Raw genomic sequence first — 15,757 nt, 5'->3', positions numbered from 1 at the left:
CTTTTCGTTTTGCCTGCATGCTGCCGTATACGGTGGTTGCCGCGCCTCAGGCGCGGCTATCCAGATGGATGGTGACCCAGCCGTTGCGCCAGAGCGTGCGAACGTGGCGCAGCTTCTGGGCGTTGTAGGCCGAGAGGACCTTCCAGCGCTGTTCCGCGAGAATGCCCGAGAGAATGACAGAGCCGCCGGGCAGTAGGTGGCGGGCGAGGTCCGGCGCCATGCGCATCAGCGGGCGGGCGAGAATGTTGGCGATGATGAGGTCGAAAGGGCCGTGTTCGCCAAAAGCGGGCGACTGGAAGCCGGTGGCGGTGACGGCCGCGATGCCGCTGGCGATACCGTTGCGGCGGACGTTTTCACGGGCGACGCGGGTAGCGATCGGATCGATATCGGTCGCCAGCACCGGCACGGTCTTGATCTTGCGCAGGCCGATCGCGAGAACGCCGCTGCCGGTTCCCAGATCCAGCGCGTTGGTGACGGTGCGCGAGCGCACGACGCTCTCGATCATCTCCAGGCAGCCGGCCGTGGTGCCGTGGTGGCCCGTTCCGAACGCTTCGCCGGCGTCGATCTCGATGGCGATCTGTCCTGCGCGGACCTTTTCCCGGTCATGCGAGCCGTGGACAAGGAACCGCCCGGCTGCAACCGGGCTCAGTCCTTCGAGCGACTTTGCGATCCAGTCGATATCCGGAATTTCTTCGCGGAGGATTTCGGTGCCGGGCTTCCAGCCGTCCAGGATCTCCGCGAAGCGCGCCTGGATCTCGTCCTCCTCGGCAAAGTCGAGATAGACGGAAGCCTCCCAGATGTCGCGCTTCTCGTCGATCTCCATCGTGGCGATGGCGTAACCCTCGTCTTCAAAGGCATCGGTCATTAGAGCGAGAACACTGTCGGCACCTTTTTCGGTGGTGGTGAGATAAAGGCGCAAATCAGCCACGGGCGGTCCTTCAGGTCTTTTGAGCTTCGGATGAGCGCTTTACCACGACCACACGGCATTGCACGGCGAAAATGCCGCTTGCGGTCAAAGCCTATGCCTGCAGGGGGGAAGACGCTCAGCTCTTGGTCAGGTTTTCGAGCTTCTGGACGGCCGTGTCGGTGTTCTCGCCATAAGCGATGGTACCGCGGAAACGACCTTCGGCATCCAGCAGGAAGACGGAGGCCGAGTGGTCCATCGTGTAGTCGCCATCGGGCTTTTCCGTATCGAGAGGGACCTTCTTGGCATAAACCCGGAAGCCCTTGACCATCTCCATGACCTTGTCCGGCGGGCCGGAAATGCCGGTGACGCGGGCCGAGACGTTTGAGACGTACTGTCCGAGGATCTCCGGCGTATCGCGTTCGGGATCGACGGTGACGAAGAAGGCGTTGAGCTTCGTGTTGTCGGGATCGACCTTGGCGAGCCAGCCGTTCATTTCGAACAGCGTCGTCGGGCAGACCTCCGGGCAATGGGTGAAGCCGAAGAATACGGCCGAGGGTCTGCCGGTCAGGGCCTTCTCGGTGATCGGCTGGCCGTTCTGCGCCACCAGCGTGAAGGGAACGCCGAACGGCCCGCCCACTGTGGCCTCCTTGGTTTCCGTCATCTTGTAGGTGAGGAACCCCAGTGCCGAGGCGGTGGCCAGAACGGCAATCCAGAGGACGATCCGAAAGAGTTTCATGTCAGGCCCGTTTCATGTCCATGCTGCGTCTTTTGATGTCGAACCCAAGGCTTAGAGCCAAGTTGCAATGGGTGCAAATCGATTTGCGAGAAGCTTCCGGCGGGACCGGTCACCTCTGCTGCACCTGCTTCTGTCCAAACTGGCGGCAGTCTCGACGTTAGAAGCAGAGCGACAGGCTGCCGGCGGCAAGCGCCAGCACCATGTCCGGACCATATGTCCACCAGCCGAGCATGCCGGCCCAGCCCACCAGCAGAAGAGCTGCGGCGAGGAGGGCGATCCGGGTGGCGGTGCCGAGCGAGATGCGATCCATCATGGGGTGTTTATAGCCGGTATTTGCCCGCGCCAGAAGCCGCAAGGACGGTTTGTTATCTTTACCGGATCTTTAACGCATCGCTGTTATGCTTCTTTTCCGTGCAGGTCCTCCCGCGCGTCGACATGAGGTCGGCCGCTCCCGCCATCGCCATCTGTGAACGCTGCTCCTCCATCTGCGCGCGACACGTTTCGCGCCATCCCGGACCTCGATCATGAAACATGAGACCCGCCAGAGATCCCTGACCGTCAGCCAGAGGCTTGCCACACTGGGCGTCGTCACCTTCGTCGGAATCAGCGCGATTCTGGCCACGGGGTGGTTCGAGCAGCAGCAGGTAGAGCGTGTTCTCGCCGAGGCGGATGCCGCGAAATCCGTCGAGAACCGAGCCATCGATCTGCGGGTCACCAGCCTCGACCTCGTCCTCGCGGCCATGGACACGATCGTCGACAAGGACGACAAGGTTATCGCGCCGGATCGCATGACGGAAATCGATACGGCTGTGTCGGATCTCAAGAGCGCTAGCGGTAGCATTGCAGGTCTTGCCATCGCCGTCGGCAAGCCCGATCTGGGTGCCGGCGTTCCCGAGATGATATCGCAGCTGACCCAGTCCATCCAGACGGACCTGAAGGCGCTTGTCGAAGCCGGCGCCGACCAAGCCGCGTTCGATGCCATCGACGACCGGATCGATACGGCAGGGTCGCAGCTCACAGAGCGTTTTGCGAGCCTCGCGGAAGGCGGCATGGCACTGACGAAGACGCGCGTCGAAGAGGCGGGTGCGATTTCGCGCTCGGCCTTCTTCTGGCAGTTCGGCTGCGGTCTCGGTGCGATGGTGGTCGTTCTCGGGCTTCTGACAATTCAAGGTAATATCCTGCGCCGCGGTATCCTCGGCGTTCGCGACAGCATGCAGCGCATTCACGGCGGTGATTATGCGACGCCTGTCGGCGCGGTGGAGCGCAGCGACGAGATCGGCGACATGGCGCGCTGCGTCGATCGCTTCCGCACCGACGCCATCGACAAACAGCGGCTCGAGCGTGATGCCGCCGACAGCCGCAGCCACAACGATACCGATCGCCGCCAGCGCGAAGTCGCGGCCACCGAAGATGCCCGCCAGGTTCAGGTTGCCGTCACCGCGCTCGGCCAGGCGCTGAACAAGCTGGCGGACGGTCAGTTGACGGTCGCCATCGACACGCCGTTCCGTGCCGATCTCGAATCGCTTCGTCTCGATTTCAACCAGGCTGTCGAAAAGCTCCGCAACGTTCTCTCCGGCATGCGCGACAACAGCGCCTCGATCACGGCCAACGGACGCCAGATGCGGTCTGCGGCGGACGATCTTGCCAAACGCACGGAACAGCAGGCGGCCTCCCTCGAGCAAACCTCTGCCGCGCTCGACGAAATCACCGTCACCGTTCGCACCGCGACGGATAAGGCGGAAGAGGCGAGCCAGATGGTCAGCCGGACGCATGCCAATGCCGAGGAGTCCGGCCGGATCGTCAGCGAGGCCGTGGCGGCCATGGCGCGCATCGAAGATGCGTCTGCCGAGATCGGCAAGATCATCAACGTCATCGACGAAATCGCCTTCCAGACCAATCTTCTTGCTCTGAATGCCGGCGTCGAAGCGGCACGCGCTGGGGAGGCGGGCAAAGGCTTTGCCGTCGTCGCACAGGAAGTCCGCGAACTGGCGCAGAGAGCGGCCGGTGCGGCCAAGGACATCAAGGGCCTCGTCAACAGGTCCTCGACCGAAGTCGGCACGGGTGTGCGGCTGGTGCAGGAAACCGGCGAAGCGCTCGGCCGCATCGGTACGGACGTCGAACAGATCAACGAGCATATGCGCACCATCGTGGTTGCGGCGCGCGAGCAGTCGACCGGGCTGACCGAGATCAATATCGCCATCGGCCAGCTCGACCAGATGACGCAGCAGAATGCGGCCATGGTCGAGCAGACCAATGCCGCCAGCCATACGCTTGCGCAGGATGCCGAGAGCCTTTCGAGCCTGATTGCCCAATTCGCCATCGGTGGTGCTGCCGCGTCCTACGCATCGGCATCGTCGCCGCGCGCCGTGACGACGACGTCGTCGAGCTATCGCCCCACGCCGGCGGCGAAGACTTCGTCCTCCGCCAGGAGCCCCATCGCTATCCGTCCCGCGACCATAAAGCCGGCTGCCGCGAATTCGCGCCCGGCCCCGTCGCCCGCCAAGGCACTTATGGGCAAGCTTTCCGGCGCGTTCGCAACGCCGTCGACCTCCAGCTCCAACGATCAATGGGAAGAATTCTGATCATGAACATCACCTCCAAACAGTCGGGAAGCTCGATGGAAATTGTGTCTTTCCATCTCGGCAACCAGGAATTCTGCATCGACATCATGGCGATCCGCGAAATCCGCGGCTGGGCGCCGGTAACGCCGATGCCGCACACGCCGCCTTACGTCCTCGGCCTCATCAACCTGCGCGGCGCCGTCATCCCCGTGATCGACATGGCCTGCCGCCTCGGCATGAACATGACGGAACCGTCGGAACGTTCGGCCATCATCGTCACGGACATCGCCGGCAAGCTGGTCGGCCTGCTGGTCGAACAGGTCTCCGACATGATGACGATCCGCAGCGAGGACCTGCAGTCGGCACCGGAGATCATTCCGGAAGCCCAGCGCGCCTTCTGCCGCGGCATCGTGGCGCTGGAAAAGACCATGGTCTGCTTCCTCAACCTCGACACCGTCATCGCCGACGAGCTGGCGCAGGCTGCCTGATCGGCCGGCCTGATAGAAGGTCTCACGTTCTGACATGGCATGTCGGGCTAGCCCGGCATGCAGGGGCGGTCTATGCTCGGTCTCACCAGATCCTGCCTTGGGAGACGCCCGGCCGATGAAATGCCTTTTGCTTGTCGATATCCAGAACGGTTTCTGCCCCGGCGGCCATCTGGCCGTGCCCGGTGGCGATGCCGTCGTGCCTGTTGCCAACCGGCTGATGGCCGAGGGCGGTTATGATCTCGTCGTCGCGTCGCAGGACTGGCATCCGGCCGATCACGGCAGTTTCGCCTCGCAGCATGACGGCGCTGAACCATTCACGATGGGAACGCTGAATGGCCAGCCGCAGATGCTGTGGCCGGACCATTGCGTCGAGGGTACCGAGGACGCGGCCCTCCGGCCGGATCTCGACCAAAGCCTGATCGACACGATCCAGCGCAAGGGCCTCGACCGCACCGTCGACAGCTACTCCGCCTTTCGCGACAACGAGCAGACGGCACTGACGGGTCTCTCCGACCTTCTTCTCGCGCGCGGCGTAACGCGGCTCGACGTGTGCGGGCTGGCGACGGATTACTGCGTGAAATTCACCGCGCTCGATGCGCGTGCCATGCTGCCGGAGGCGCATATCCGGTTCATCGAAGATGCCAGTCGGGCGATCGATCCGAACGGTGTTCGCAGCGCGATCAACGAGATGACGCAGGCAGGCATTGCCGTGGTCACCTCGGATACTGTTTTAAGCGAGACGCGGCTCTGACGCCGATCTCGCTGAAGGAGCAGCGCCTTATTGCGGCGCGCCCTTCTTCCACGTGACCTGCTGGTTGAAGAGGGGAACGGTCGAGATCGACATTTTCGCCGAACCTTCGACGACCTGGCGGGAATGCGCGAGGTAGATCAGCGTGTTGTTCTTCCGATCGTAGATGCGGGTGACTTCCAGCGACTTCCAGATCAGCGACAGGCCCGAGCGGAACACTTCTTCGCCGTCCTTCGAGAGGTCGATGTCGTCGATGACGACAGGGCCGGTCTGGCGGCAGGCGATGGAGTTGTTGGAGGGGTCTTCGAACCAGTTGCCCTTGCGCAGGCGATCGATAACGCCGCGGTCAAAGTAGGTGACGTGACAGGTTATGCCCTCGATCTTCGGATCGCTGACAGCGTCCACGATAATATCGTTACCGGTCCAGTCCACGCCGACCTCGCCGACGGTTTCAGCCGTGGCGGGCGCCGAAAGGGCGGCAAAGCTCAGCAGGGCGGCAGCGGCGGCGAGTCGAATTTTGGGCAGGGGCATCGGCAGATCTCCGGAACGGGTTCACAGCCGAAATAAGCGTCCGGGAATGCAATGCAAGCCGTCGGTGATGAATATGCTGTTCCCGCGACATCCCATTTGACCTTGTCCGACGAGAATCCGGGATGCTGGCGGTCGGGGAGGGATTTCTCACGCTCAGGGTCTCGATCCCCCGCGTCATCCCTGGAGTTGAAGCAGCCAGCGCTGTGCGGCGTCCGTTTTCCATCTCTTGCGAAGCCGTGGGCGTGCCCTGCGGCTTCTTCATTTTTGACAATCCTCAGATTTCGGGATGCTCGTAAAGGAAATGGTTACCATGTTTCGCCATTCTTTCGCCTAGCCGCAGTGTTCTAGGGAGCGCGCAACTTCAGCGCCAGGCGACCCAAACGGCCGGCTTCGACAACAGTGCGTCGTGCTGTTTTCGGATTGCGTAACCAATTTGGGTAAAGAGTTCCATGGCGCTAGCGATTGAGAATGTTCGACAGGTCGATACGCGTTCGCAGACGCGCCCCCTCCGCCAGCAGTCCCCTTCGTTGCATAAAGCCGGCCCTGCCAAAACGCAGCGCCCGCGTCTCCTTCCCGCCGTTCTTGCCGCAGGCGTCGGCCTTGCCGGCGTCGGCTGGCTTATGGCCACCATCCTCACCATGCATGGCGTTGCCAGCGATCTCGCGACCGGCGGGCGCCCGACATTCCAGACCTCGCTTGGACTCAACGCCATTCCCCGCGGCCCGACGGGCGAGCGGACGGTGCATGTGGCGAAATTCTCGCGTCTCGTGAAGACACCGGTCGTGGCCGTTGCCGCAGCCAAGACGCAGCCGCAGATGGCATCCGCCAGCACCGCTCACCGCATCGTTCTCGCCGCCCTGCCGCCAAAGCCGGCAACACCTGCTGCGACGGCTGCACCTGTTCAGGTCGCCTCGCTCGACGCGCGCGCGGATGTCACCGTTCCCCTTCGTGAAAATGCGATGCTGGAGCCGGATGCCCGGCCGACCGGATCGCTGCCGAAGCCCTTCAGCCTTGTTCTCAATGACGACGAGACGACGGAGCATCTGCCGGATCTCGGACCGCTCCCGCTATCCCGTCCGGGGATTACGATCGAGGCGGACGACGCGCCGACCGCGAGTGAGCGCCCTCGCAAGCCGCCGGTGCAGCTGGCCTATGCCAAGCCGAACGCGCCGATCGACATGGATGACGACGAGCCGTCCATGGCGCCGCGCAAGCCGCTGTTCGGCAACCGCAAGGGCGTCGCCTATTACGATATCTCGGCCGGCGTCGTGCATATGCCGAACGGCGAGAGGCTGGAAGCGCATTCCGGGATCGGCAAGCTGCGCGACAATCCCGATGCCGTGCATATTCCGATGAAGGGTCCGACGCCGCCCGGCACCTACAAGGTGACCATGCGCGAAGCGCTGTTTCATGGCGTGGAAGCCGTTCGCCTGACGCCGACCGACGGGGTCGCACCGCATGGCCGCGTCGGTCTGCTGGCCCACAGCTACCTCCTGCGCAACCGCGGCGACAGCCACGGCTGTGTCGCCTTTGCCGATTATCCCCGCTTCCTCAAGGCTTTCAAGCGCGGCGAGGTGACCCAGATGGTCATCGTCAAGAGCATGAAGGGCGGGTTCTCCAAGCCGGCAAAGACGCTCGCCTCGCTGTTCTCGCGCAACGGGTGATCCGGGCGACGGCCGGTTCCCGTCTGCCGCGATCTGCGGTAGGGAATGCCTGTGTTCAACGGGACCCTTGCCCATGCTTCCCTGGATCGAAATCGATAGAGCTGAAATTCCCGGCGCAACCGCTGCCGGTGGTGCGGGCGAACTGCGGCTGAAAAGTCGGGGCCAAGAGTTCTCCATCATGCTCGGGAACAACGAGTTGATGAACAGCCGGCTCAGCGGTTCGGAGGAGGCGCTGGCGTCTCTCGCCCGCGAGAAGATCGGCGATCGCCCGCGTCCCGCCTTCCTCATCGGCGGGCTCGGCATGGGGTTCACGCTGCGCGCCGCGCTTGCGATCCTGCCGGAAGACGCTGAGGTCACGGTTGCCGAACTGGTGCCAGCCGTCGTGCGATGGGCGCGGGGGCCGATGGAGAGCGTGTTCAAGGGTTGCCTTGATGATCAGAGGGTGACGATCTATGACGGTGATGTCGGTGCCTGCATCGCCGCCGCGCGGTCGGCCTATGATGCGATCCTGCTCGATGTGGACAATGGTCCCGATGGGCTGACCCGTGCCTCCAATGACAGCCTCTACGACCGTCAAGGGCTGCGGGCGGCGCAATCGGCGCTTCGACCGGGCGGCGTGCTGGCCGTCTGGTCTTCCGGGCCGGATCCGCGTTTCACGCGCCGGCTGAAAGACGCAGGATTCGAGGCCGAGGCGGTGTCCACGCGTGCCAACGGCAAGCGTGGCGGCGCACGCCACGTGATCTGGCTGGCGGTCAGGCGCTAGGATTCACACCTTCTCGACGAAACCGTCCAGAACGCGTTTCTGTCCGGCACGATCGAAGTCGATGGTCAGCTTGTTGCCTTCGATACCCGCGATATTGCCGTTGCCGAACTTGATGTGGAACACGCGGTCGCCGACGCCGAACTTCGACGGGGTTTCGACCGTCGAGCGGACGGTGAGTTCACCCTCGATGGTGCGGGCTTTGGGGCCGCTTTCGCCATAGCCGATGCGATCGATGGCGACGCCGGAGCGGTTGCCCCAGTTGTCGCGGGTCGCGTCGGTCTTGTTGGCCTGCGCGCGTTTCCAGCCCGGTGTCGCATAGGTGTTCTGGAACGGCTCCTGCTTGTCGAAGCGGGACTGGCCGTAGCCGCCGCGCCCGTAGCCACCGTAGGACTGTTCCATCTCTGCCACTTCGACGTGATCGACAGGAAGTTCCTCGATGAAGCGCGAGGGGATGGTCGATTGCCAAAGACCGTGGATGCGGCGATTGGAGACGAACCAGAGGTGGCAGCGGCGCTTGGCGCGGGTCAGGCCGACATAGGCAAGGCGCCGCTCTTCCTCCAGCCCCGAGCGACCGCCTTCGTCTAGCGAGCGCTGGTGTGGAAACAGGCCTTCCTCCCAGCCGGGAAGAAACACCGTATCGAATTCGAGCCCCTTGGCCGAATGCAGCGTCATGATGTTGACGGCGTCGAGGTTCTCGTTCTGCTCGGCATCCATGACCAGAGACACGTGTTCGAGGAAGCCGCGCATGCTCTCGAACGCCTCCATCGAGCGCACGAGTTCCTTCAGATTTTCGAGCCGACCCGGGGCTTCCGCCGTCTTGTCGACCTTCCACATGTCGGTGTAGCCGGATTCCTCGAGGATGATTTCGGCAAGCTCGGTGTGCGGCGTGTTTTCGAGAAGTCCCTGCCAGCGGCGCACCATGGTGACGACGTCGAACAGCGACTTGCGGGCCTTGGCCTTCACCTCGTCGGTCTCGATGATATCGGCAGCGGCCGCGAGCATCGGGATATCGCGGGCGCGGGCGTAGTCGTGCAGCAGGCGGATGGTGGTATCGCCAAGGCCGCGCTTTGGCGTGTTGACGATGCGCTCGAAAGCGAGGTCGTCGGCATCCTGACAGACCAGCCGGAAGTATGCCATCGCATCGCGGATCTCCATGCGCTCGTAGAAGCGCGGACCACCGATGACGCGGTAGTTGAGGCCGAGCGTGACGAAACGATCTTCGAACTCGCGCATCTGGAACGAGGCGCGCACGAGGATCGCCATGTCGTTCAGCATGTGCTTGTCGCGCTGGAGCTGTTCGATCTTCTCGCCGACAGCGCGGGCTTCCTCTTCCGAGTCCCAAGCCGCGTGAACCTGGACTTTCTGGTCGTCAGGGTCATGGCGGTCGGTGAAGAGCGTCTTGCCGAGGCGGCCTTCGTTGTGTGCAATCAGATGACCAGCGGTGGCAAGGATATGCGCGGTCGAGCGATAGTTGCGCTCCAGCTTGATGACAACGGCCCCGGGGAAGTCCTTGTCGAAGCGCAGGATGTTGTCCACCTCCGCGCCGCGCCAGCCATAGATCGACTGGTCGTCGTCGCCGACGCAGCAGATGTTGACCGTGTTGTCTGCCGTGCGCGGCTCTCCCTTGGCAGGGCTTGGTCGCTGCGCAAGAAGCCGCAGCCACATATACTGGGCGGTGTTGGTGTCCTGATACTCGTCCACGAGAATATAGCGGAAGCGGGCGTGATATTCGCGCAGCAGATCGGGATGCTTACGGAAAATAGCGATGGGGTGCAGCAGCAGGTCGCCGAAGTCGCAGGCGTTGAGCGTGCGCAGGCGCGCCTGATAGGCGGCGTAGAGTTCACGGCCCTTGCCGTTGCCGAAGGCGCGCGCGTCGCCTTCCGGAATGTCGGCGGGCGTCAGGCCCTTGTTCTTCCAGCCGTCGATCAACTGGGCGAACTGCTTGGCCGGCCAGCGCTTGTCGTCAATGGATTCGGCCTGCAGAATCTGCTTGATCAGACGGGTCACGTCGTCGGTGTCGAGAATGGTGAAGTCGGAACGGATGCCGGCAAGTTCGGCATGGCGCCGCAAGAGCTTGACGCCGATGGAGTGGAATGTGCCGAGCCAGGGCATGCCCTCGACCGCGCCGCCCACCAGAACGCCGATGCGCTCCTTCATCTCGCGCGCCGCCTTGTTGGTGAAGGTAACGGCAAGGATCTGGCTCGGATAGGCGCGACCGGTGGCCATGATATGCGCGATGCGCGTGGTGAGCACACGCGTCTTGCCGGTGCCGGCACCTGCCAGCACGAGCACGGGGCCATCCAGCGTTTCCACGGCAAGGCGCTGCTCCGGGTTGAGACCCGAAAGATAGTCCGGCGCACGGTCGCGGTCGCGGGCGGCCATGGCGCGGGCTGCAAGGCCGGAGGGACCTCGTGCCGGGGCGTTGTCTTGATCCTGCTCTGGACGCCCATCGCGTGCACCAACGGGCACATCTGTCGCGTCAGCACCTCGGCGTTCGCCTCTCGCGGGCGCGCGTGCGGGCTCTTCGTCGAAGAAGGGGATGTCGTCGAAACCGTTGCTCATGCGGTTCAATGTAGTGATTCGGGTTCGAAAGGCCAGAATTGCGTTCTTCTTTTATTCCCTGCGCAGAGGTGCAGCTATCTCTTGAACCGGGGAAATCCATCATCATTACAATTGCGTAATGATGATGTTGCGGGATTGCGTCACATGCGGGCTGCCCGGTACCTTGGGCAAAGTATTGCATTCCGCTCATCTGAACCGTCCCTTTCGGGAATGCCCACGTCGGAGACCTGCATGCAGATCTGGAAACAGCTGGCCCTCGGCCTCGTCATTCTCCTTGTCGGCCTCGCCGCCTGGGTACGCTTTGGGCCATCGGCCGGGCCGATGCTCGTGTCTGCCGGTGTGCCCGGCAGCGTTGTTGCACTGGTCGCGCCTTCGGCTGCATCGGGCGACAAGGGACAGGGACGGGGCGGACAGAGCGGGACGCAGCGGGCAGCAGCCGGCAACCAGACGCCGCTCGTCGTGACCGAGGCCGCGGGAACCGCGCTCGTCAATGACCGGCTGAACGCCATCGGCAACGGCGAGGCCATCCTCTCCGTCGCCGTAACGCCGCTTTCCACCGGCAATCTCACAGAAGTGCTGGTCAAATCCGGCGAGCGGATCGAGCAGGGGCAGGTGATCGCCAAGCTCGACAGCGACGAGCAGGTGCTCGCCGTCGCTCAGGCCAAGGTGCTGCTGGACGCCGCCCGCGACAAGGTGGAACGCAACCGCCGCCTCGGCAATGCGGTTTCGATCGCGACGCTGCGCGAGGCCGAGTTCGCCGAGCAGGCCGCCGAGCTGGCGCTGAAGACCGCCGAACTCGATCTGACGCGGCGCGATATCGTCGCTCCGTCGAAGGGCATTGTCGGCATCATCACCGTCAATCCCGGCGACTACGTCACCACCTCGACGCCGATTGCCGTGGTGGATGATCGGTCGCAGATCCTCGTCGATTTCTGGGTTCCGGAACGGTTCGCAACCAGTATCAAGGTGGGCCAGGAGGTTTCCGCCGTTGCGGTGGCGCAGGTGACGCGCCAGCTGACCGGTGCCATCCACGCCATCGACAACCGGATCGACCAGGCGAGCCGAACCTTGCGGGTGCGGGCGCGTCTCGACAATCCGGACGACAGCCTGCGGGCCGGAATGTCCTTTTCCGTCAACGTCCGCTTTCCCGGCGACAGCTATCCCACCGTCAATCCGCTCGCGGTGCAGTGGAGCGCCGACGGCTCCTATGTCTGGCGCGTGGTGGGAGCCAAGGCGGAGCGCGTACCGGTGACGATCATCCAGCGCAACTCCGACAAGGTGCTGGTGGATGCCAAGCTCGAGAAGGGCGATATGGTGGCGACCGAGGGCGTGCAGAGGCTGAGGGACGGCGGCGAGGTCAAGGTCGCCAATGGGCCGGCGGGAGCTGCAGGTGATGCGGCCGAGCAGAAGGTTTCGAGCGCGCAACCCGCGGCGACGGGCGCGGAGGCCGCGCGATGAGCGGTGCTCACGAGACAGGTGCGGGCGGCTCTGCGGGCTTTACCGCCCTTTTCATCCGGCGGCCGATCTTCGCGCTTGTCGTCAACACGCTGATCATCGTGGCCGGCCTTGCGGCGTTGAACGGCGTCGAGATCCGCGAATTGCCGGAGGTCGATCAGCCGGTCGTATCCGTCAATACGCGCTTCGAAGGGGCGGCACCCGAAACGGTCGATCGGGAGCTGACCTCGGTGATCGAAGGGGCCGTGTCGCGCGTGCAGGGGATCAAGGATATCTCCTCCACCTCGCAATATGCCCAGAGCCGGGTGACACTCCAGTTTTCAGACACGACCGATATCGGGCAGGCATCCAACGATGTGCGCGATGCGCTCGGCCGGGTGACGAACGATCTTCCCGATGGCGCCGATGCACCGCAGATCGTGAAGGCGGATGCCGACAGCCAGCCCATTCTGCGCCTCGCGCTCACCTCCGACACACTGTCGATGGAAGACCTGACGCTGCTGGCCGAAAACGAGGTGACCGACCGGCTCGCCTCCGTCGAAGGCGTGGCCGACGTCCAGCTGAACGGCGAGCAGGAGAAGATCTTCCGCATCGACGTCAACCAGGGCAAGCTTGCCGCCCGCGGCCTGACCGTGGCTGACCTGCGCACAGCGTTGGCAAGCGCCTCGCTCGACGTTCCCGCGGGATCGCTGACCAGCGCCAATCAGGACCTCTCCGTCCGTGCGACGGCGGACCTGCAGACGCCGGAGCAGTTCGAGAAGGTTATTCTCGGGCAGAACGTGCGACTCGGCGACGTCGCCACCGTAACGATGGGGCCGGATATCGGCACGTCGTCGCTGCGCTCCGGCGGCAAGCAGGGCATCGGCCTCGGCATCATCCGGCAGGCGCAGTCCAATACGCTCGACATTTCGAACGGCGTAAAGACCACGGTGGCCGAGATCGGCAAGATCCTGCCGCCGGGCACAGATCTGACGATCACCAGCGACGATGCCGTGTTCATCCAGGGCGCCATCCACGAGGTCGAGATCGCACTGGTCGCCTCCGTCATCATCGTGACGGTGGTGATCTACATGTTCCTGCTCGACTGGCGGGCAACGCTGATCCCCGTTCTGACCATGCCGATCGCGCTGATCGGCACCTGCGCCGCCATCTACATGGCCGGCTTCTCGATCAACATCCTGACGCTGCTCGCGATCGTGCTCGCCACCGGTCTCGTGGTGGATGACGCGATCGTCGTGCTGGAGAACATCGTGCGACGGCGAAGCGAGGGGATGGGACCACGGGCCGCGGCCGTTCTCGGCACGCTCGAAGTGTTTTTCGCGGTCATCGCGACGACGGCGACCCTGGCCGCCGTCTTCATTCCCTTGTCGTTCCTGCCGGGGCAGACGGGTGGCCTCTTCCGCGAGTTCGGCTTCGTCCTCGCCTTCGCCATCCTTCTCTCCGCCTTCGTGGCACTGACCTTCTGTCCCATGCTGGCGTCGCGCATGCTGAAGGCACAGCCCGAAGGGCATGGCCATAGCGGGTTCCTCGGCCGCCTCGGCGGAATGTTTGCCCGCGGTTACAGGCGATCGCTCAGGGCCTGTCTCGATTCACCGCTTGTGGTCTTTCTGGCGGCCGTGATGGTCGTCGTCGCCGGCGGCATCGCGTTCACGACCCTGCCATCCGAACTCACGCCGACGGAGGACCGGGCACGTATCCTGCTGCGCATGCAGGCACCGCAGGGCGTCTCGCTCGATTACACGCAGGCGCAGATGCGCCGGGTGGAGGATGCGTTGCAGCCGATGGTAAAGGCCGGCGAGATCGCGAATGTCTATTCCATCTCGGGGCAGGGCGGTTCGGTCAACAATGGCTTCATGGTCCTGTCGCTCTCGCCCTGGGGCGATCGCGAACGGACGCAGCAGCAGATCTCGCGCGAAATCTCACGCCTCTCGGCCGAGATCCCCTCGATTCGCGTCTTCCCGGTGCAGCCGAACAGCCTTGGCATCCGCGGTGCCGGCAACGGTCTGCAACTGGCCCTGGTCGGCAACGACTACAAGGCGCTCGGCGATGCCGCCGCCAAGCTGGTGCGGCAGATGGAAGACAGCGGCCGCTTCGAAAACGTGCGTCTGAACTACGAGGCGAACCAGGCGCAGCTATCGGTCACCATCGACCGCGAGCGCGCCTCCGATCTCGGCATCGACATCAATGGCCTGTCTGCGGCATTGCAGGCCATGCTCGACGGCAATAGCGTCATCGACGTCTATGTCGAAGGCGAGGCCTATCCGGTCAAGCTGCTCTCGACCACCAATCCCGTCAACGACCCGACCGATCTCGAAAACCTGTTCCTGAAGACCAGCGACGGCAAGATCGTGCCGATGTCGTCCATCGCCACCGTCAAGGAGCAGGCGGTCGCACCGCAGCTGTCGCGCGAATCGCAGTTGCGCGCCGTGTCGCTCTCGGCCGGGCTCGCGCCCGGTACCGGCCTTGGCGAGGCGCTGGCCTATGCCGAACAGGTTGCCAAGCCGTTGCTGCCGGCCGGCTCCCGCGTGGTGCCGCTGGCGGAAGCTGCGACGCTCAACGAGAACTCGGGCGCGCTGTTCGTGACCTTCGGCTTTGCCATCGTGATCATCTTTCTGGTGTTGGCGGCCCAGTTCGAAAGCCTGATCAGCGGCCTCGTCATCATGTCCACGGTGCCTCTCGGTCTCGCCTGCGCCGTGTTCGCCATGATCCTCACCGGCAACACGCTGAACATCTACAGCCAGATCGGGCTGGTTCTGCTGGTCGGCATCATGGCGAAGAACGGCATCCTGATCGTCGAATTTGCCAACCAGCTGCGAGATCGCGGGCAGGGGCTGCGCGAGGCGATCGAGAATGCCGCGAACATCCGGCTTCGTCCCGTGATGATGACGATGATCGCGACCATCGTCGGTGCCGTGCCACTCGTGCTTGCCAGTGGCGCCGGCGCGGAGGCGCGCGTCGCGCTCGGCTGGGTGCTTGTCGGTGGCCTCGGGCTCGCGACGGTCGTCACGCTCTACCTGACTCCCGTCGCCTATCTTGCCATCGCACGATTCTCCAAGCCGCAGGTCGATGAGGAGCGGCGGCTTCAGCGCGAGCTGGCTGCCGCTCACGGTGTGCAGGAGGTCGAGCCGGAGGAGACGCTGCGCGCCGCGGAATAAGATCGCGGCCTCGCCGGGATGTTCCGAATCGGAACATCTGTGGCGCTTGTGCGCCATGCGTTTCCAAAATGCGGAGTGACGCTCGTGCGACGAAGGAGGTGCTGGACAAAGCGATTCCGGATTCTACAGTAGGGCATTGATATTTCAGCAGGACCGCAGGCAAGAGCATGCGGCGGAGGATGCGGTC

Annotated in this window: 12 protein-coding genes; 7 read left to right on the top strand and 5 right to left on the bottom strand. The window is 63.9% G+C overall.

Going from position 1 to position 15,757, the window contains the following annotated elements; translation table 11 throughout:
- Nucleotides 1-46 precede the first annotated feature (46 nt).
- From GA0004734_RS13290 to GA0004734_RS26000, 3 genes are all read right to left on the bottom strand, one after another.
- Entirely contained in the window at nt 47-928 is an 882-nt protein-coding gene (locus GA0004734_RS13290; RefSeq protein ID WP_092934381.1) for a 50S ribosomal protein L11 methyltransferase, read from the bottom strand.
- Nucleotides 929-1,043: 115 nt separating this feature from the next.
- On the bottom strand, nt 1,044-1,643 hold the full coding sequence (locus GA0004734_RS13285; protein ID WP_092934379.1) for an SCO family protein: 600 nt from the start codon (nt 1,641-1,643) through the stop codon (nt 1,044-1,046).
- Between the two features lie 157 nt (nt 1,644-1,800).
- A complete protein-coding gene (locus tag GA0004734_RS26000) occupies nt 1,801-1,956 on the bottom strand; it encodes a hypothetical protein (RefSeq protein ID WP_175386355.1) in 156 nt (51 codons plus the stop codon).
- A gap of 211 nt (nt 1,957-2,167) precedes the next feature.
- Here GA0004734_RS26000 and GA0004734_RS13280 point away from each other — a divergent pair, with 211 nt between their 5' ends.
- From GA0004734_RS13280 to pncA, 3 genes are all read left to right on the top strand, one after another.
- Nucleotides 2,168-4,225 carry a methyl-accepting chemotaxis protein gene (locus GA0004734_RS13280; RefSeq protein WP_092934377.1) on the top strand — a complete coding sequence of 686 codons (2,058 nt, stop codon included), beginning with the start codon at nt 2,168-2,170 and terminating at the stop codon, nt 4,223-4,225.
- Nucleotides 4,226-4,227: 2 nt separating this feature from the next.
- Entirely contained in the window at nt 4,228-4,692 is a 465-nt protein-coding gene (locus tag GA0004734_RS13275; protein WP_092934375.1) for a chemotaxis protein CheW, read from the top strand.
- A gap of 115 nt (nt 4,693-4,807) precedes the next feature.
- Complete coding sequence (pncA, locus tag GA0004734_RS13270) at nt 4,808-5,443, top strand: bifunctional nicotinamidase/pyrazinamidase (protein ID WP_092934373.1); 636 nt, start codon at nt 4,808-4,810, stop codon at nt 5,441-5,443.
- Between the two features lie 27 nt (nt 5,444-5,470).
- Here pncA and GA0004734_RS13265 read toward each other — a convergent pair whose 3' ends face one another.
- Nucleotides 5,471-5,971, bottom strand: coding sequence for a CreA family protein (locus GA0004734_RS13265; RefSeq protein ID WP_092934371.1), 501 nt, complete (start codon nt 5,969-5,971; stop codon nt 5,471-5,473).
- A gap of 449 nt (nt 5,972-6,420) precedes the next feature.
- Between GA0004734_RS13265 and GA0004734_RS13260 the strand changes: the two genes are divergently transcribed.
- On the top strand, nt 6,421-7,635 hold the full coding sequence (locus GA0004734_RS13260; protein ID WP_092934369.1) for a DUF2778 domain-containing protein: 1,215 nt from the start codon (nt 6,421-6,423) through the stop codon (nt 7,633-7,635).
- Between the two features lie 73 nt (nt 7,636-7,708).
- On the top strand, nt 7,709-8,398 hold the full coding sequence (locus GA0004734_RS13255; RefSeq protein WP_092934367.1) for a spermidine synthase: 690 nt from the start codon (nt 7,709-7,711) through the stop codon (nt 8,396-8,398).
- A gap of 3 nt (nt 8,399-8,401) precedes the next feature.
- On the opposite strand, the gene GA0004734_RS13250 is transcribed toward GA0004734_RS13255, so the two are convergent.
- A complete protein-coding gene (locus GA0004734_RS13250; protein WP_092934365.1) occupies nt 8,402-10,960 on the bottom strand; it encodes an ATP-dependent helicase in 2,559 nt (852 codons plus the stop codon).
- A gap of 231 nt (nt 10,961-11,191) precedes the next feature.
- Between GA0004734_RS13250 and GA0004734_RS13245 the strand changes: the two genes are divergently transcribed.
- Together GA0004734_RS13245 and GA0004734_RS13240 are read left to right on the top strand one after the other, a co-directional pair.
- A complete protein-coding gene (locus GA0004734_RS13245) occupies nt 11,192-12,418 on the top strand; it encodes an efflux RND transporter periplasmic adaptor subunit (RefSeq protein WP_092934363.1) in 1,227 nt (408 codons plus the stop codon).
- A complete protein-coding gene (locus GA0004734_RS13240) occupies nt 12,415-15,570 on the top strand; it encodes an efflux RND transporter permease subunit (protein WP_092934361.1) in 3,156 nt (1,051 codons plus the stop codon). The genes GA0004734_RS13245 and GA0004734_RS13240 overlap by 4 nt, the downstream gene beginning before the upstream one ends.
- The last annotated feature ends 187 nt before the right edge of the window (nt 15,571-15,757 follow it).

The sequence above is a fragment of the Rhizobium sp. 9140 genome, assembly GCF_900067135.1.
GTDB lineage: Bacteria > Pseudomonadota > Alphaproteobacteria > Rhizobiales > Rhizobiaceae > Ferranicluibacter.
The sequence above is the reverse complement of the archived record's forward strand: the minus strand, read 5'-3'. Positions and strand labels throughout refer to the sequence as shown.